Genomic DNA, 17652 nt, shown 5'->3' with positions numbered 1-17652 from the left:
TTGTCTTAATCTGATCGGTCGTGACGGGGGGCGGACCGGCGGCGGCAGTGGCCGCGCTGTCCGCCGCGCTGGGCGCGGACCCCGGACGCGGTGATCTCTGGAGCGAGCTGGCGACAGCGTTGGTGGCGGCCGGGCGGTCGAGGGAGGCCTGGGACGCGGCCGTCCGGGCGGTCGAGCTGGCGCCGCAGTCGGCGGCCTCGCACCGGGCCGTGGGGACGGTCGCGGCGGCGCTGGACGATCCGCGGCAGGCCGAGTCCGCGTACCGGCACGCGCTGCTGCTCGACCCGGCCGACTTCGCCACCCAGGCTGCGCTGTCCCGCCTGCCCCGGCCCGCCACCCCCGCCGACGGCGGTCGCCGCCGGGCCCCGGACGCCGCCCTCCCCGAAGCCCGCCGTCCCGCCGACGGGCCGACCCCGACCCCCTACACCGACCCGCCGACGAGCGGCGGTCGCCGCCGTGCCCCCGACCCCGACCCGACCGCCTACGCCGACCCGCCCACGGGCGGCCGCCGCCGCGCCCCGGATCCCGACCCGTCGGCCCTGGCCCTCCCTCCTTACGCCGACCCGCCCACGAGCGGCGGCCGCCGCCGCGCCCCGGAGTCGGACTACGTCGACCCGCCGACCGGCGGCGGCCGGCGCCGGGCACCCGAAGCCGACGCGCTCCCGAGCGGAGGCCGACGACGGGCACCCGAGACCGATCCGGCGCACGCGGATCCGCCCGCGAGCGGAGGCCGGCGGCGGGCGCCGGAAGCGGACCCGGCGTACGTGAAGCCCACGAGCGGGGGGCGGCGCAGAGCGGCGGAGGAGGACCCGCCGGAGGGCGGTCGACGCCGCGCGCCCGACCCGGCGGCGAACGGCTCCCGTCACGCCGCCCCCGACCCGGCCTGGGGTGCGGCGCCCGCCCCGGTCACCACCGCCGTGGTCGGCCTCCCGGCCTGGCTGGTGTCCTCGCCGCCGGCCGTCCAGAACCCGGAGTGGAACCCCCAGCCCGCGTACGGCGCGACCCGCGCCACCGGCCCCGATGGCTGGCACCGCGCCCTGGTCGCCGTCGTCCGGGTCCAGTGGCTGCTCGCGCTGGCCTGCTACGTCGGCCTCGCCTACCCCAGGGTCGCCCCGTACACGGCCGGCGCGCTGGCCGGCATCGTCGTCCTGGCCGGCGCGTACGGCCGGGTCCGCTGGCAGACCGCGCACGCGCGCCGTCCGGAGACCCCGGACCGCCCCGCCACCGGCCTGGCCCTTGCCGCCGCCGCGACCGCGGTCGTGGTGATCCCGGCCGCCATGGTCGGCGCGCTCACCGTCGCCCGGGTCGCCGCGATCGCCGCCGTCACCTGCGCCACGGCCGCCGCGGTCCTGCTGCGCAAGCCGGTGTGACGCCACCACTGGTGACGCGTCAACTATCTCGGCTGGGGTAGGGCGGTAAGGCCACGTCGTGGCGAGGAGAACCCCGGATGCCGACCGCTCTGCCCGACGGCAGCCCGCAGGCGACGGTCGTCCGGGCCGAGCGGGACGGCGACGACGTGCTGATCTCGACCACCGCGGCCCGGCAGAAGGCCAGGAACCTGCGGCACGACCCGCACGTCTCGGTGGCCTTCTACGACCCGGCGAACCCGTTCACCTATGCGGAGATCCGGGGCGAGGCGACCTTGCCCGAGGAGGGCGGCCGGGAGCTGATCGACGAGCTGTCGGTCAAGTACACCGGCGAGGCGTACCCGGTGGAGCCCGAGGGCACGGTCCGGGTCGTGATCCGGGTGACCCCGGACCGCGTCAACGGCAGCTGATCGACCGCGTCCATCGCGGTCAGCTTCTCCCGGAGCCGGGCCAGCGCCCGGCTCCGGGTCGTCCGCACCGTCACCTCGCTGATCCCGAGCTGCCCGGCGACCTCGGAGTCGGGCCGGTCGTCGAGCACGGTCAGCGCGATCACCCGGCGCTGCCGCGGGGTCAGCGTGTCGACGGCCTCGCCGAGCGCGATCCGGTCCAGCACGGTCTCGTCGTGCGCGGGCCGGGGCCGCTCGGGCAGCTCGGCCACCACGATCTCCCGGGCCGTACGGCGCCAGCGGCTCACGCACTCGTTCCCGACCGCCCGCCGCAGGTACGCCCCGGGCGTCGCCATGTCACCCGCGTCCTTGCCGCCGCGCAGCACCCGGACGACCACGTCGTGCACGACGTCCTCGGCGTCGGCGCCGCCGGACCCGAGCCGGGTCCGGGCCGCGCGGACGAGGTCGGCGCGGTAGGTGCCCAGCACTCCGGCCCAGGCGTCGGAGCTGGTCTCCGCCGTGGCGGTCATCGCGTCTCCCCGGGGGTGGACTGATCTGGACGGGCTGACCTTCTCCCGGCGCAACGGACGCCAGAAGGGGGGGAACCCCCCTGCGCGCCCTCGCGTACGCGGGAGAGGGTGGCGACCGTGGACGTCACCGTGGCCAGCCGGACCGGGCGCAGCCGCGCGGCCAGCGAGGACCGCTGGGTCGCGGTGACCCGTCGGGCCGGCCTGCTGCTCGCGGTCGCCGACGGCATGGGCGGCACCCTCGACGGCGCCGCGGCGGCCGAAGCGGTGCTGGCCGGCCTGGTCGAGTGCCTCGACGAGGCCGGGCTGGAGGTGGCCGTCGCCGCCGGGCACGACCGGGTCCGCGCGCTGGCCACCGACACGATGCCGATGCCGCTGCGGCCCGGCACCACGCTCACCGCGGCCGTCCTGGACGGGCGCCGGCTCCGGCTGGCGCACCTGGGCGACTCCTCCTGCTGGCTGCTGCGCCGGGGCCGGCTGCGCCGGCTCACCGAGGAGCACACGCACGCCGCCCAGCTGGTCCGGGCCGGCGCGGTCGAGCCGGGATCGGTGGCCCAGCGGCGGCTGGACGGCATGCTCACCCGGTTCGCCGGGATGCCCGGCTCGGCCCTCCCGCAACTGGCCACCGTACGGCTGCGGGACGGCGACCGGCTGCTGGTCGCGACCGACGGGGTGACCCGGACGCTGGCCGTGCCGGCGCTGGCGACGCTGCTGGCCGACCCCGCGGTGGTGGCCGCGGACCTGGTCCGGGCGGCGGCCGACGCGGGCGGCCGGGACGACGCGACCGCGTTGCTGGCGTCGGTCCCGGCCGAGGTCCCGGCCGACATGGACACCACCCGACCTGACCTGAATACTCGGTATGTGGCGGAGGGGGCACGATGAGCGGCACGGTCCGGGACCCGGCCCTGCCCGCGCGGACGGTGCCGCTGGAGCCGGAGGAGGTCGTCGGCGAGGGGCCTGACTCCCGCTGGCGGGTCGTGCGGCACGTGGCCGACGGCGGCTTCTCCTCGGTCTACGAGGTGCGCCCGGCGACGCCGGAGACGGTCGACCGGCACGGCGGGGCGCCGCGGGCGCTCAAGTGCGTCTGGGGTACGCCGGCCGAGCTGACCGCGATGAACAGCGAGGCGGCCCGGACCCAGCTCGTCGACGGCCACCCGAACGTGCTGACCCTGGTCACCTCGTTCCGGTTCGAGCGGACGACGGCGCGGCACCACCACGTCGGGCTGGTGCTGGAGCTGGCCGAGGAGGACCTGCCGACCTTCGGGGAGCGGGTGCAGCCGGACGAACGGGCCTGGGCCGCGGTGTTCGAGCAGGTCGCGGCCGGGCTGGAGCACATCCACGCGCGCCGGGTCGTGCACGGGGACATCAAGCCGACCAACGTGCTGCGGATCGGGCCACGGTTCGCCGTCGCCGACTTCGGGGTGTCGGCGTCGCTGGAGTCGACCCGCTCGGCCGGTATCGGGCCGGCCCGCACGATCGCGTTCTGGCCGCCGGAGTCGGCGACCCAGGGCGTGCTGCAGGCCGACGGCGTCCGGCGGCCCCCGGTCGAGGGCTGGCGGGCCAGCCAGGCCGGCGACGTCTGGGCCCTCGCGGTCAGCGCGCACCGGATGCTCACCGGCCGGCACATCACCGCCGGCACCACCCCCGAGCAGCAGTACGAGCTGGTCTGCCTGGGCCGGTACGCGGTGGACGGCCGGCTCTCGCCCGGCTGGCGCGCGCTGCTGGAGGACTGCCTGGTCCAGGACCCGGCCCGGCGCCGGGTCACCACCTCGGCCCAGCTGCGGGCGCGGCTGGCCGAGCTCGCGGTGCCGCCGGCGTACGCGGGGGTGCCGTGGCCGGCCGGGTCGCCCCGGCTGGCCGCGCTGGTCGACCTCGACCCGGCCGCGGGCGGACCGCTGCTGGCGCTGTCGCTCGACCGCCCCGGCGGGCGGGTGTCGGGCGAGCTGGTCCCCGCCGACGGCGTCCTGGCCGCCGCCTTCCTCCACCTGAACGAGGACGTCCTGCCCACCCTCGCCGGGCGGGGTCGGCCGGCGGCCCCGGTTCCGAGCCCGATCGCGAACGGGATGACGAGGGCGGATCCGGCGGCCACCCAGGTGGTGTCCCTCTCGGAGCTGGAGAAGACCCGGCAGCAGACCGCCGCCGTCTCCGCCCAGCGCGACCGGCTCGCCGCCGACCGGGACCGCATCGCCCGCTCCCGCGACGACGCGGTCGCCGACCGGGACCGGCTCCGCCGCGACCACGACGTGCTCGCCCGCCGGCTGGACCGGCTGGAGCGCGAGGCGGGCCTGCGCCGCCCGCCGGTTCCGGAGCGGGAGAAGACCGCGGTCATGGCCCCGGCCCGCCGGGAGCCCACGCTCGTGATGGCCCCGGCCCGGCGCGAGCCGACCCGGACCTACGAGCCGACCCGGACCTACGAGCCGACCCGGACGTACGAACCGGTCCGCGCCTACGAGCCGCCGCCGCAGCCCGCCCCGCGACCGTCCACTTCGGACAAGGCCACCTGGCGCGCACCGTCCACATCGGACCCGGCCCCGAAGCCGAAGGTCCGGAGCCGGATCGTGCGCCGCCTCACCCGGATGATCCGGCGGCTGATCGGGATGGTCGTGCTGCTGACCGTGCTCGCGGTGCTGGCGCTGGTCGGCATCTCGGCGGTGTTCAACTCCAGCCCCGACCGGGTGCTGAACCAGGTGGTCGTCGTCCTCGACCAGATCCGCGGCGCGGGTTCGTGACGGTGCTGCCGCAGGGTCTGGTCCGGGCCCGGCTCGCCTGCCCGGGCCGGCCGGAGGTCCCGCTCGGCCCGGGGGAGTCCGTCTCCTTCGGACGGTCGGCGCCGCGCCCGCTGGCCGACCTCGCGGTCAGCGACAGCCCTCGGGTCAGCCGCAAGGCCGGGACGCTGGACGTGACCCCGTTCGGCGTGCTGCTCACCAACACCGGCTCCAACCCGCTGTTCGTGGACGAGGCCGGGGTCCGGCACACGGTCCGGCCGGGGCAGGCCCACCTGGTCACCGACGGCCGGGTCCGGGTCGGGTTCGCCGGCACCGACGACGGCCTGGACCTGGAGGTCGCGGGCGCGGTGAAGCCGGGCGACGTGTCCGGTGTGGACGAAGCCACCGCCGAGCGGACCCGCCCGGCCTGGTCGCTGATGGAGGGCACGGCGTACTTCGCCTGTCTGGTCGCCTTGTGCGAGCCGACCCTGCGGCACCCGGACAGCCCCTGGATCCCGACCAGCCAGCAGGTCGCCGACCGCCTGTACGAGCGCGGCCTGGTCCCCGAGCCCCGCACCGCCGACTGGGTCGACCGCCGGCTGGACGACGTCCGGGCCAAGCTGCCGGTGGGGGAGCGGCCCTGGTCGGCGGGGCGCGCGCGGAACGCGAGCACCGCCGAGCAGCAGCAGGCCCTGGCCCGGGAGCGGTCCGGCGCGCCCCGCCGCGGCGGCCGCAAGGAGCAGCTCGTCGAGTTCGCCGTCTCCTCCGGCATCGTCACCCTCCCGACGGTGCACCGACTTCTGGGCCACGCCTGACGGCACGGCCTAGGCTGACTCCCGCCGGAAGGTCCGGGTGCCGAACCAGAAGCCCAGCAGCACCAGGGCGGCGGTGACGCCGAGCCCCCACCAGGCGTCGGCCGTGTAGTCGCCGCCGAAGAACGCCCGGACGCCGTCCACCACGTGCTTGAGCGGGTTGACGTCCGAGAGCTTCTCCAGCCAGCCCGGGGCCAGCGACATCGGCAGCAGGATCCCGGACAGCAGCAGCACCGGCATCGCGACCGCGTTGAGCAGCGGCGCCAGCGCGTCCTCGCTCTTGAGCGTCAGCGCCACCGCGTACGACACGGCGGAGAAGGCGGCGCCGAGCAGGCCGACCACGGCGATGCCGATCAGCACGCCGGCGACCGGCGCCCGCAGCCCCAGCGGCAGCGCCACCAGCGTCAGCACGATCGCCTGCGTCAGCAGCACCACGACATCCCGCAGCACCCGGCCCATGAGCAGCGCGCCGCGGGGTGCCGGCGTCACCCGCTGGGTCTCGATGACCCCGGCCCGGTATTCGGCGATCAGCCCGAAGCCGACGAACAACGCGCCGAAGATGCCGAGCTGCACGAGGATCCCCGGCACGAACAGCTGGTACGCGTTGCCGGTGCCGAGCTGCGCCGACAGCGGCTTGAGCAGCGGCCCGAACAGCACCAGGTAGAGGATCGGCTGGCTCAGCCCGATGATCACCCAGGTCGGGTTGCGCAGGGACAGCCGCATCGCCCGCCGGAAGACGACGAAGGTCTCGGTCATCGGGCACCCACCAGCTCGGCGTCCGGCGCCCGCTCGGTGTCCCGCAGCGAGCGCCCGGTCAGGGACAGGAACACGTCGTCCAGCGTCGGCCGCCGGACCTCGACCGCGGCCAGCGCGACGCCGGCCCGGTCCAGCTCCCGCAGCAGGCCCGGCAGCGCGGCGCCGCCGTTGGGCACCCGCACGTGCACGGTCTCGCCGTCGATGCCGGGGCTGTCGGCGTCCGGCAGCGCGCCGACCAGCTCGGCCGCGGCCGCAGCGTCGGCCACGTCGGCCAGCCGCAGCAGCACCGCGTCCCCGGACACCCGCTGCTTCAGCTCGTCCGGGCTGCCGACGGCGACGATCTCGCCGTGGTCGATGACGAGGATCCGGTCGCAGAGCACGTCCGCCTCGTCCAGGTAGTGGGTGGTGAGGAAGACGGTCACGCCGCCGGTGTCGCGCAGGTCGGCCACGTGCGTCCAGAGGTTGGCCCGCGACTGCGGGTCCAGCCCGGTGGTCGGCTCGTCCAGGAACACCAGCGGGGGCTGGTGGACCAGCCCCTTGGCGATGTCCAGGCGGCGGCGCTGGCCGCCGGAGAGGCTCTCCACCTTGCGGGTCCAGACGTCGTCGAGGTCGAGCCGGGCGAACAGCTCCTCGCCGCGACGGCGGGCCACCTCGGTCGGGATCCCGTAGAGCGCGGCGTGATCGGTGAGCTCCTCGCCGACCCGCGCCTGCGGCAGCGAGGAGCCACCCTGCGGCACGTAGCCGATGTTGCGGCGGACGCCGACCGGATCGGCGCGCAGGTCGTGGCCGGCCACCGTCGCCGCGCCGGCGGTCGGTTCGAGCAGGGTCGTCAGCATGCGCAGCGTGGTCGTCTTGCCGGCCCCGTTCGGGCCGAGGAACCCCACCACCTCGCCGGCGGCGACGTCGATGTCGACGCCCCGTACGGCGTGCACCTCGCGGGCGTTGCGGCCGCGGCCGCGGAACGTTCGTACCAGTCCTCGGGCTTGGATCACACGGACACTATTCAAGCTTGACTAGAGCACTGTCAACCGGGTTTCTCGAGCGCGCCGTACCAGTGCCCGCCGACCGGGCCGAGCTCCGCGGCGGGCTCGCCGGCGAAGCGGTAGTGGTCGGCCTCGACCCGCTTCCGCGCGGCGCGGACCCAGCCCAGCTCGCCGGTGAAGTGCGCGATCTCGTACTCGAACAGCTCGTACGTGTGCGGCGGCGCCAGCTTCTTCTCCAGCGTCATCCGGCTGCGGGCCTCGACCGCCTTCACCCGCAGCTCGATCGCGGTCGCCCGGGCCTCCAGCGCCTCGGCCGCCTGCGTGCGGGTGAGCATCGGCAGGAACGACAACGCCGCGGGCAGCAGATGGGGATCGCGCTCGTCGATCTCCCACAGGGCCCTGGTCAGCAGGTTCAGGAACGCCTGCTCCCCGTCGAGCGTGAGCTGGTAGCCGACCCGGGCCGGCCCGGGACCGGCGTCCCCCTCGACCTCGGCCAGCATCCCGTCCCGGCTCAGCGTGCGCAGCATGTTGTAGATCGAGCCCGGGTTCAGCGCGGCCCAGCTCTCCACGCCCCAGCTGAGCAGCTCCCGGCGGACCAGGTAGCCGTGCGCGGGCTGGAAGATGCGCACCGCGCCGAGCACCAGCAGCCGGGTCGAGCTCGCGCTCACGGCGTCGCGACCTGGACGGCGGCCTCGTGCGTCACCGGGAAGTTCACCGAGTTGGCGATGAAGCAGTTCTCGTGGGCCTGCTCGTGCAGCCGCGCGCACTCCTCGGCCATGCCGGCCGCGGCGACGGTGACGACCGGGTGCAGCACCACCCCGGTCATGTGGCCGCCGTCGCCCTCGGTGGCCATGGTGCCGGTGGCGGCGTCGGCGTAGTCGACGACGACCACCCCGGCCTGCGCGGCCGCGTGCAGGAACGCCAGCAGGTGGCACTGGGACAGCGCCGCCACCAGCAGCTCCTCCGGGTTCCAGCGGTCGGCGTCGCCGCGGAAGTGCGGGTCGGCCGAGCCCGCGATCGCCGGCTTGCCCGCAGCGGTCACCGCGCAGGTCCGCCGGTACGACCGGTACGTCGCGGTGCCCGCGCCGGTGTTCCCGGTCCAGGTCAGCCCGACCGCGTACTCGTGCCTGCCCGCCATGGCGCCTCCGTTTCCGTATTCAGCATGCGCCCCCCGTATCCTCGTACGGGTGAGCTTGGCGCTGTACGACACGGGCACCCGGACGGTGCGGGACTTCGTCCCGCTGCATCCCGGCGAGGCCTCGGTCTACTACTGCGGCGCCACCGTGCAGGGCGCGCCGCACATCGGCCACCTGCGCTCCGGGCTGGCCGTGGACGTGCTGCGCCGCTGGCTCGAGCACACCGGCCTGCGGGTCACGATGGCCCGCAACGTCACCGACATCGACGACAAGATCATCGCGGTCGCGGGTGACGAGGGCGTGCCCTGGTGGCAGGTGGCGTACCGCAACGAGCGCGCGTTCGGGGCGGCGTACGAGGCGCTCGGCGTGCTGCCGCCGACCATCGAGCCGCGGGCGACGGGGCACGTGCCGGAGATGATCGTCCTCATGCGACGGCTCATCGAGGCCGGGCATGCGTACCCGGCCGGCGGCGACGTCTACTTCGCCGTCCGCTCCTGGCCGTCGTACGGGCGGCTGTCCGGGCAGCAGGTCGCCGCGATGCAGCAGGGCGAACCGACCGGGGCCAAGCGCGACCCGCTGGACTTCGCGCTCTGGAAGGGCACCAAGCCGGGCGAGCCGGCCTGGGAGACCCCGTGGGGATCCGGCCGGCCGGGCTGGCACCTGGAGTGCTCGGCGATGTCGACGAAGTACCTCGGCCCCGCCTTCGACATCCACGGCGGCGGGCTGGACCTGATCTTCCCGCACCACGAGAACGAGCTGGCCCAGTCGGCCGCGGCCGGGGACGGCTTCGCGAGCTACTGGTTCCACAATGGACTGCTCACGCTCGGCGGCGAGAAGATGTCGAAGTCGCTGGGCAACTCGCTGCTGGTGATCGAGCTGCTGCAGCGCTGGCGGCCGGTGGAGCTGCGCTACTACCTGACCTCGGCCCACTACCGGTCCACGATGGACTACTCGGAGGAGGCCGTGGCCGAGGCGGCCGCGGCGTACCGGCGGGTGGAGGGGTTCCTCGCCCGCGCGGCCGAGCTGGTCGGCGAGGGTCCGGCCGGGACGGTGCCGGCGGCGTTCGTGGCCGCGATGGACGACGACCTCGCGGTGCCGCAGGCGCTCGCGGCCGTGCACGGCGCGGTCCGGGAGGGCAACGCGGCGCTGGCGGCGGGGGACAAGGTCCTCGTGGCCGAGCGGTACGGCGAGGTCCGGGCGATGCTCGGCGTGCTCGGCGTGGACCCGCTCGCGGCGCCCTGGCGGGACGAGCGCCGGGTCGACCTGACCGCCGTGGTCGACGCGCTGGTCGGGGTCGCGCTCGAGCAGCGGGCCGAGGCCCGCGCCCGCAAGGACTACTCGGCCTCCGACGCGATCCGGGACCGCCTGGCCGCCTCCGGCATCACCGTCGAGGACACCGCGGCCGGTCCCCGCTGGACCCTGGGAGCCTCCTGATGGCTCCCGCTCTCACCCGAAGGACGTTCTGATGGCCGGCAACTCCCAGCGTCGTGGCGCCCGCCGCACCGGTGCCAGCAAGAAGGGCGCGATCGTCGGCTCCGGCGGGCAGCGGCGCCGAGGCCTGGAGGGCCGCGGGCCGACGCCGCCGGCCGAGGTCCGCAAGGGGCACCCGAAGGCGCGCTCGGCCGCGGCCGCGGCGAAGAACGCGGCCCGCCGCTCGCCCCGGGCCAAGACCGAGAGCCCGGAGCTGCTGGTCGGCCGCAACCCGGTGGTCGAGGCGCTGCGGGCCGAGATCCCGACCACCGCGCTCTACGTCGCGATGGGCCTGGACCAGGACGACCGGATCACCGAGGCCGTGCAGCGCGCCGCCGACCGGGGCATCGCGGTGCTCGAGGTCGGCCGGTCCGAGCTGGACAAGATGACCGGCGGGATCCTGCACCAGGGGATCGGCCTGCAGGTCCCGCCGTACCGGTATGCGGACCTGGAGGACGTGCTGGGCAAGGCCATCGAGTCGCCCGACCCGGCGCTGCTGGTCGCGCTGGACGGGGTGACCGACCCGCGCAACCTCGGCGCGGTGGTGCGCTCGGCCGCGGCGTTCGGCGCGCACGGGGTGATCGTGCCGGAGCGGCGCTCCACCCCGATGACCGCGACGGCCTGGCGGACCAGCGCCGGCGCGGCCGCGCGGGTGCCGGTGGCGCGGGTGACCAACCTGGTCCGGTCGCTGAAGTCGGCCCAGCAGGCCGGGCTGTTCGTGATCGGCCTGGACGCCGACGGCGACGTCGGGCTGGACGACCTGGACGCCGCCGTCGACCCGCTGCTGATCGTGGTCGGCTCGGAGGGGCGCGGGCTGTCCCGGCTCGTCGGCGAGACCTGCGACCTGCGCGTCTCGATCCCGATGACGGCCGCCACCGAGTCCCTCAACGCCGGCATCGCCGCCGCCGTCACCCTCGCCGAAGTGGCCCGTCGCCGCCGCCTCAGCTAGCCGGCCCGCCCGTCACTTCGGCGGGGCGGTGGAGTCGCGGACGACTATGCGGGGGCGGAAGACGCGACCGTGACCGGGTGGCCCGGTCGGGTTGTTCTCCATGTCCGCGAGGAGCCCGTCCACCGCGGCCCGCGCGATCTCCGCGATCGGCTGGGCCAGCGTGGTCAGCGCCGGCGTGCAGTACGCCGCCAGCGGGATGTCGTCGAACCCGACCACGGACAGGTCGCGCGGCACCGTCAGCCCCCACCGCTGCGCCTCGCTGATCGCACCCAGCGCCATCAGGTCGGAGGAGCAGATCACCGCCGTCGGCCGCGGCCCGTCCAGCAGCTTGCCCATCGCGGTCGCCCCGCCGGCCGGCCCGTACGGCGCGTGCACGACGAGCTCGGGCCCGTGTGGCAGCCCGGCCTCCTCCAGCGCGACCAGCCAGCCGGCCGCCTTGAGCCGCGAGGGCATCGAGCGCCCGGGGCCGCTGACGAAGCCGATCGTCCGGTGCCCGAGCTCGGCCAGGTGCCGGGTGGCCAGATAGCCCGCGGTCTGCTCGTCCACCCCCACGTCCGGCACGTCCAGCGACGGCATGCCGCCGTTGACGAACACCATGTGCACGCCCTCGGCCTTCAGCTGCCGGTAGTGGTCGTGCGAGGCCCGCACGTCGGTCGCCTCGGGGGAGACGAACACCATTCCTTCCACCCCGCGGGCCAGCAACATCCGGACGTACTCCTCCTCCCGGATGGAGGCCGACCGCGTGTTGCAGAGGACCGTCGAATATCCGCGCCCGGCCGCCCGGGTCTCGAGGGCCTCGGCGAAGGCCGGAAAGACCGGGTTGGAAAGCTCCGGAATGAGCAGCCCCAGCACGCCGGTCCGTTGCAGCGCCCCCAGCCCGCGCGGACTGTACGGTTTCTCGGCGAGAACGCGCAGAACTCGCCGCCGGGTCTCCTCGTTCACCCCGGCCCGCCGATTCAGCACCCGGCTGACGGTCGAGATGCTGACCCCAGCGGCCTCGGCGATCTCCGCCAGACCCGGCACCGTTGCCCTCCTGAGCTGCGCGTGCGAAACACTTTGCACGAAAATGGCAAGCATTTGCAAGGCCTGCCGGTCCGCTCGGCCCGATTACGCCCGGAACGTACGGGGCGTGATCCTGGTCACGAGATGGTCAGGGACCTAGGGTGAGCTCGAGGCTTCCGACCGCCACGGCGCGCGTCGGGCAGGACCCGGACAGAGAGGCACCCGTCATGGCTGAAGTGGAATACGTAGGAGCGTCGCGAATCTATCCGGGAAATCCGATCCCGGCGGTGAACGCGCTCGACCTCGAAGTCACCGACGGCGAGTTCATGGTGCTGGTCGGGCCGTCGGGTTCGGGGAAGTCCACCGCCCTGCGGATGCTCGCCGGTCTGGAGGACGTCGACCGCGGCGAGATCCGGATCTCGGGCAAGGACGTGAGCAACAAGCCCCCGAAGGACCGGGACATCGCCATGGTGTTCCAGAACTACGCGCTCTACCCGCACATGACCGTCGCCGAGAACATGGGCTTCGCGCTCAAGCTCAAGGGCGTCTCGAAGTCCGACCGCGACGCGCAGGTGCTGCAGGCCGCCAAGCTGCTGGACCTCGAGCGGTTCCTGGACCGCAAGCCGAAGGCGCTGTCCGGTGGCCAGCGGCAGCGCGTCGCGATGGGCCGCGCCATCGTCCGGTCCCCTGCCGTGTTCCTCATGGACGAGCCGCTGTCGAACCTGGACGCGAAGCTGCGGGTGGAGACCCGGGCGAACATCGCCGCACTGCAGGCGCGGCTGGGCACGACCACGATCTACGTCACCCACGACCAGGTCGAGGCCATGACGATGGGGCACCGGGTCGCCGTGCTCAAGGACGGGATCCTGCAGCAGGCCGACACCCCCCGGACCCTGTACGACCGCCCCGGCAACGCGTTCGTGGCCGGCTTCATCGGCTCGCCGGCGATGAACCTCAAGACGGTGCCGCTGGTCGACGGCGGCGTGAAGCTCGGCGGCCTGATCGTCCCGCTCCGGCGGGACGTGGCCGCGGCCGCCGCGGCGGCCGGGCTGTCGCAGGTCACGCTGGGGATCCGGCCCGAGGCCTTCGCCGTCGCCACCGACGGCCGGCCCGGCCTGGACCTGCGGGTCGACATCGCCGAGGAGCTCGGCGCGGACGCGTACGTCTACGGCACCGCGTCCCTCAACGGCAACGACGAGCAGTTCGTCGTCCGGGTCGACGGCAAGCAGGTCCCGCAGATGGGCCAGACGGTGCCGCTGACCGTGGAGGAGGGCTCCGAGCACGCCTTCAACCCCGAGAACGGCGAGCGCCTCGGCGACTAGCACCACCCCGGACACCGACCGGGCCGGCCTCCCCACGGGGAGGCCGGCCCGATCTGCGTCCACAGTGGACTGCCTGTCGTCCCAGCATGTCCACAGTGGACCGCGTCCGCTCCGGGCTGCGCGCGGGCGGCTCAGGATCGGCGGCGGGCGACCAGGACGGCGTCGGCGACGACGGTCGAGTGCCCGCCCTCGTGGTCCAGCCCGCCGCGCTGCCGGACGTCGGTCGTGACGACCTCCCACTCGGCCGGGTCGAGGTCGGACGCGACCTCGGCGGCGGAGAAGAAGAACTCCGGCGTCCGCGGCCGCCGGACGCCGGCCGCCATGTCGCTGGCGTCGTGCCCGACCACGAGCAGCGTGCCGCCGGGTGCGACCGCCGCCGCCAGCCGGCGGAAGACGGCCCGCCGCGGCTCCGGCGGGATGTGCAGGAACTGCGTCGACACGAGGTCGTACGAGGCCGGCGGGAGCCAGCTGCGCAGGTCGGCCGGGAGCCACTCGACGCTCAGCCCGAGGTCCGCGGCGTGCTCGGCCGCCCGCTCCAGCGCGACCGTGGAGAAGTCCACCGCCGTCACCCGCCAGCCGCGCCCGGTCAGCCAGAGCGCGTCGCCGCCCTCGCCGCAGCCGGCGTCCAGCGCCGTACCGGGTGGGAGGTCGGCGACCTCGGCCACGAGCTGCCCGTTGGGCCGGCCGCTCCAGACGTGCTGCGAGGATCGGTACCGCTCCTCCCAGGCCTCCTGGTCGAACGGATGGGCCCGGGTCACCGGCTCCTCGTGCGTCATCGGGCTCCCTCCGGGATCGGCCGGCGACGGCCGGCGACCGCGCGCCGCGTGTCCTCTTCTATCAGGTCGGCGTTCAGCGCGGCGGCGACCGTGAGCCCGGCCGACGCCGACCCGATCACCTGGCCGAGCACGTCGGAGACGTTGCCGGCCACGTAGACGCCCGGGATCGCGGTCTGGCCGGTCGGCCCGGCCGGGATCTCGGTGCCGATCACGACCCCATCCCTCTCCCGCGGCTCGGGCGTCAGCCCCAGTCCGGCCAGCACGCCGGCCCGCGCGGTCAGCCTGGTCGCCACGACCAGCGCGTGCCGCGGGACCAGCAACCCGGACTCCATCCGGACGTCGGCCTCGCCCTCGATCCCGGCCACCGGGCCGGTCACGACCCGGATGCCGCGGGCGTCCAGCCGCTCCCGCTCCTCGATGTCCGGCTCCGGCGCGGTGTGCACGAAGAGCGTGATGTCCGGACTCCACTGCCGCCACATCAGCGCGCCGTGCACCGCGAACGGGTTGGTGCCGATGAGACCGATGCCCTGGTCCCGCACCTCGTACCCGTGGCAGTACGGGCAGTGCAGCACGCTGCGGCCCCAGCGCTCGGCCAGCCCCGGGACCGGTGGCAGCTCGTCGGTCAGGCCCGTCGCCACCAGCACCCGGCGCGCCCGGACCGCGGCCGGGCCGACCCGGACCAGGAACCCGTCATCGTCCGCCGCCACCGCGGTCACGGTCCCGCTGACGACCTCCCCGCCGTACGAGGCGACCTCGGCCCGGCCCGCGGCCAGCAGCTCGCCCGGCGGCGTGCCCTCCCGGCCGAGGTAGTTGTGCACGTGCCCGGCCGGGGCGTTGCGGGGCTGTCCGGCGTCGACCACGAGCACCGCCCGCCGGGCCCGGGACAGGGCCAGCGCCCCGCTCAGCCCGGCCGCGCCGCCGCCGATCACCACCACGTCGTACTGCTGCTTCTCGGTCACGCCACCGAACATGGACCTCGCCCGGCCGAGCGGCAAGTAACGTTGCCGGACTAGCAAAGCATCGCGGCCGGGACGGCCAGGTCCTCGCTGGCATAGAGGGCGGCGAGCTCGGCCGGGTCGTCGGCGGCGCAGACGGCCGCGACGCGGTCGACGAGCGCGTCGTAGTCCGGCCCGGTGCGGCCCGCGTACATGTCCGTCATCCGGCCCCACTCGTCCCAGGGCAGCATCTCGACCTTGTTCAGCGCGGCCAGGTCCTTCACCGCGTTGCCCTTGATCTCGGCCGGCCCGAAGTTCTCGGTGCCGTCGACGCCGAAAGTGGCCGCGTCGATCTGCCCGGACCGGTACGCGAGCCAGGCCTCGCCGCCGCTGAGGAACTGCCCGGGCCGCAGGTCGGCCGCGTCCGCGAGCACGGGGCCGCCGAGGATCTCGGCGTCGAGCCGGACCCACCGGTCGTCCGTCCGGTACTCGACTATCCAGTGGTCCAGCCCCTGTCCGGACCGGAAGTACGTCGCGAAGCCGCACCGGACCCGGGCCGCGATGCCCTGGTGCCGCAGCAGCGCGCAGGCGAGCACCGCGAAGTGCCGGCAGGTCCCGACCACCCGCTGCGCCGGCGGCCGCGCGACCGTCAGCGGCTCGGGAACCATCCGCAGCAGCGCGCCGGCCAGATCGGCAGCGGGCCGGATCTGGTTCTCCCCCAGCCGGCCGGCCGGGAGACCGAGCGCCGTCGCGTCACCGGGCTGGAGGACCAGACGGGGGACCGGGCGGCAGACGTCTACCGGATCTCGGCCCAGGTCCCGCAGGGCCGCCTGATTCACCGGCGCGAGCGACGTGAACACCCCCGGCTGCCGATAGTCGATACCGGTCGGCACTGGATCACCCATCTTTTCTTTGCTATGTTGAGGCCAGTCGTTAGCGGTGGGACATCGTTTCACCAAGTGGCGGCCAAATAATACCGGTGTTGAGTTGGTTCAGCACCCAGCACCCCCGTTCAACGGTCAAACGCGGCGCTCGCCGCCACATGACGGTGAATCCCCAATTCGTGGGGGGATGGCTTCGGCCGAACGGTCGTATCCCGACCGACGGACGTACGCGGACCCCCAATTTTGGGCGCCTCGTCATGGACCGAACGGGGGTAGTGGCGCGTTTGCGTCGGGCGTTAACTCATTCTCGCCGCAACGAGTGCAATGACCGACCGCAGGAGACGGTCCGGGAGCTCCGAGGGAGTCCCGGCCCTGATTCCGGCTGCCCGGCAGCGATCTGACCGGCACGTTCAGCCGCCGCGACCAGCGGCGTACCAGACCACGACGCCTCGCCGTGCCCCTGTCGGACGGTTTCTTCGGCCTGCCCGCAGGAAATGAGTGCGTCCCCATTCCATGCACGCTGAGTTACCGCACGAGGGATCAGGGAGAACCCGGAGTGACTGCGGCAACCCGGCCAATACAACGCGCGCGTCACGGCGTGGAGCGCGGTTCCATCCAACTGGAGGTTGGTCTGATGACCGAAGTCGTGGACGAAAGCCTGGAGGAGACCGAAAGGCACGGTGTCACCCGGCGGAACGTCCTCAAAGTCGGCGCGGTGGGAGCTGCCGCCGTCGGCATGGGTGCGGGCAAGGTGCTGATGGCGCCGAACCTGAAGATGCGCGGGCTCATGACGCCCGACGGTGTTTTCGGTGCCACGTCCATTGCGCTGGCCGACGCCCTCTACATCGAGGCGTTCCCCACCAGCCCGCTGATTCTGAACCCGTTCAGTGACCCGTTCCTGATCCCGCAGGCGGCCAAGCCGCTGTCGCCGGCCGAGGTCGCGGCCCTGCCGCTGCCCCCCGGCCCCGGCGTCGGGCAGCAGAACTCGCTGCGGAACGAGACGCACCAGATCTGGCCGTCGGCGATCGGGTTCCCGGACCCGATCGTCTACAAGTTCGACGTGCTGGTCCGCACGCACTCGTTCACCACCTCGCAGGTGCTGCCGATCAACTCGCTGGGTCAGCCGGTGGCCTCCACCGACGCGGCCGGCAACCACTTCCCGGCCGGCACCGTGCGGACGCTGCCGCCCTCGACGATCTACGGGTTCAACGGCACGTTCCCGGGTCCGCGGATCAACGCGGAGTACGGCAAGCCGGTCATCGTCCGGTTCGAGAACCACCTGGACGAGAACCCGCTGAATCTGGACCGGCAGGACTTCGGGTCGCCGGACTTCTCGTTCCTGACGCACCTGCACAACGGCCACACCGCGCCGGAGTCCGACGGCAACCCGCACTACTCGATGCTGTTCGGCCCGAAGCACGAGGGCTACCGGGTCGGCGACTTCGTCGACAACCTGTACCTGAACTGGCCGGCCGGCAACGACGACCGGGAGAAGCAGTCGTTCTTCTGGTTCCACGACCACCGGATGGACCACACCGGCTCGAACGTCTACAAGGGCATGGTCGGGATCTACCCGATCTACGACCCCAAGAACGGCATGGACGACGGCGACGAGACGACGGGGCTGCACCTGCCCGGCGTC

The 17652-nt window shown here is 74.2% G+C and carries 17 protein-coding genes and 1 pseudogene; 9 read left to right on the top strand and 9 right to left on the bottom strand.

The window, feature by feature from the left end; translation table 11 throughout:
• Positions 1-20: 20 nt before the first annotated feature.
• Together VGP36_25495 and VGP36_25490 are read left to right on the top strand one after the other, a co-directional pair.
• Positions 21-1370 carry a hypothetical protein gene (locus tag VGP36_25495; protein ID HEV7658067.1) on the top strand — a complete coding sequence of 450 codons (1350 nt, stop codon included), beginning with the start codon at positions 21-23 and terminating at the stop codon, positions 1368-1370.
• Positions 1371-1447: 77 nt separating this feature from the next.
• On the top strand, positions 1448-1777 hold the full coding sequence (locus tag VGP36_25490; protein HEV7658066.1) for a PPOX class F420-dependent oxidoreductase: 330 nt from the start codon (positions 1448-1450) through the stop codon (positions 1775-1777).
• A 32-nt stretch (positions 1778-1809) separates the two neighbouring features.
• On the opposite strand, the pseudogene VGP36_25485 reads toward VGP36_25490, so the two are convergent.
• Positions 1810-2283: pseudogene (locus VGP36_25485) on the bottom strand (sigma-70 family RNA polymerase sigma factor).
• A gap of 117 nt (positions 2284-2400) precedes the next feature.
• Here VGP36_25485 and VGP36_25480 point away from each other — a divergent pair.
• The 3 genes from VGP36_25480 to VGP36_25470 are packed head-to-tail and all read left to right on the top strand — an operon-like array spanning position 2401 to position 5800.
• Entirely contained in the window at positions 2401-3162 is a 762-nt protein-coding gene (locus VGP36_25480; GenBank protein ID HEV7658065.1) for a protein phosphatase 2C domain-containing protein, read from the top strand.
• Complete coding sequence (locus VGP36_25475; protein ID HEV7658064.1) at positions 3159-5009, top strand: protein kinase; 1851 nt, start codon at positions 3159-3161, stop codon at positions 5007-5009. The genes VGP36_25480 and VGP36_25475 overlap by 4 nt, the downstream gene beginning before the upstream one ends.
• Positions 5006-5800, top strand: coding sequence for a hypothetical protein (locus VGP36_25470; GenBank protein ID HEV7658063.1), 795 nt, complete (start codon positions 5006-5008; stop codon positions 5798-5800). Before VGP36_25475 ends, VGP36_25470 begins: the two co-directional genes overlap by 4 nt.
• Positions 5801-5809: 9 nt before the next feature.
• Here the strand turns inward: VGP36_25470 and VGP36_25465 are convergent, their stop codons facing one another.
• From VGP36_25465 to VGP36_25450, 4 genes are read right to left on the bottom strand one after another with little or no spacing between them, the layout of a single operon-like run.
• Complete coding sequence (locus VGP36_25465) at positions 5810-6553, bottom strand: ABC transporter permease (GenBank protein ID HEV7658062.1); 744 nt, start codon at positions 6551-6553, stop codon at positions 5810-5812.
• Positions 6550-7545, bottom strand: coding sequence for an ATP-binding cassette domain-containing protein (locus tag VGP36_25460; GenBank protein HEV7658061.1), 996 nt, complete (start codon positions 7543-7545; stop codon positions 6550-6552). The genes VGP36_25465 and VGP36_25460 overlap by 4 nt, the downstream gene beginning before the upstream one ends.
• Before the next feature lie 32 nt (positions 7546-7577).
• Entirely contained in the window at positions 7578-8204 is a 627-nt protein-coding gene (locus VGP36_25455) for a PadR family transcriptional regulator (GenBank protein ID HEV7658060.1), read from the bottom strand.
• Positions 8201-8674, bottom strand: a complete 474-nt coding sequence (locus VGP36_25450) for an OsmC family protein (protein ID HEV7658059.1) — start codon at positions 8672-8674, stop codon at positions 8201-8203. Before VGP36_25450 ends, VGP36_25455 begins: the two co-directional genes overlap by 4 nt.
• 49 nt (positions 8675-8723) lie before the next feature.
• On the opposite strand from VGP36_25450, the gene cysS reads away from it, so the two are divergent.
• Together cysS and rlmB are read left to right on the top strand one after the other, a co-directional pair.
• Complete coding sequence (gene cysS / locus VGP36_25445) at positions 8724-10106, top strand: cysteine--tRNA ligase (GenBank protein ID HEV7658058.1); 1383 nt, start codon at positions 8724-8726, stop codon at positions 10104-10106.
• Between the two features lie 31 nt (positions 10107-10137).
• Entirely contained in the window at positions 10138-11091 is a 954-nt protein-coding gene (rlmB, locus tag VGP36_25440; GenBank protein ID HEV7658057.1) for a 23S rRNA (guanosine(2251)-2'-O)-methyltransferase RlmB, read from the top strand.
• A gap of 12 nt (positions 11092-11103) precedes the next feature.
• On the opposite strand, the gene VGP36_25435 is transcribed toward rlmB, so the two are convergent.
• On the bottom strand, positions 11104-12114 hold the full coding sequence (locus VGP36_25435) for a LacI family DNA-binding transcriptional regulator (GenBank protein ID HEV7658056.1): 1011 nt from the start codon (positions 12112-12114) through the stop codon (positions 11104-11106).
• 206 nt (positions 12115-12320) lie between these two features.
• Between VGP36_25435 and ugpC the strand changes: the two genes are divergently transcribed.
• A complete protein-coding gene (ugpC, locus tag VGP36_25430; GenBank protein ID HEV7658055.1) occupies positions 12321-13415 on the top strand; it encodes a sn-glycerol-3-phosphate ABC transporter ATP-binding protein UgpC in 1095 nt (364 codons plus the stop codon).
• A gap of 131 nt (positions 13416-13546) precedes the next feature.
• Here ugpC and VGP36_25425 read toward each other — a convergent pair whose 3' ends face one another.
• The 3 genes from VGP36_25425 to VGP36_25415 are packed head-to-tail and all read right to left on the bottom strand — an operon-like array spanning position 13547 to position 16031.
• The gene (locus tag VGP36_25425) at positions 13547-14191 is read right to left on the bottom strand and encodes a methyltransferase domain-containing protein (GenBank protein ID HEV7658054.1); all 645 of its coding nucleotides are present in this window, start codon (positions 14189-14191) and stop codon (positions 13547-13549) included.
• Positions 14188-15150 carry an NAD(P)/FAD-dependent oxidoreductase gene (locus VGP36_25420; protein ID HEV7658053.1) on the bottom strand — a complete coding sequence of 321 codons (963 nt, stop codon included), beginning with the start codon at positions 15148-15150 and terminating at the stop codon, positions 14188-14190. The genes VGP36_25425 and VGP36_25420 overlap by 4 nt, the downstream gene beginning before the upstream one ends.
• Positions 15151-15200: 50 nt before the next feature.
• Positions 15201-16031, bottom strand: coding sequence for a transglutaminase-like domain-containing protein (locus VGP36_25415; GenBank protein HEV7658052.1), 831 nt, complete (start codon positions 16029-16031; stop codon positions 15201-15203).
• 613 nt (positions 16032-16644) lie between these two features.
• Here VGP36_25415 and VGP36_25410 point away from each other — a divergent pair.
• Positions 16645-17652 (top strand): multicopper oxidase domain-containing protein (locus tag VGP36_25410; GenBank protein ID HEV7658051.1); only part of this gene is annotated, 1008 nt, incomplete at its 3' end.

Source organism: Mycobacteriales bacterium (assembly GCA_035995165.1).
GTDB lineage: Bacteria > Actinomycetota > Actinomycetes > Mycobacteriales > CADCTP01 > CADCTP01.
Note: the sequence above shows the minus strand (reverse complement) of the source record. Positions and strands in the feature narration are given on the sequence as shown.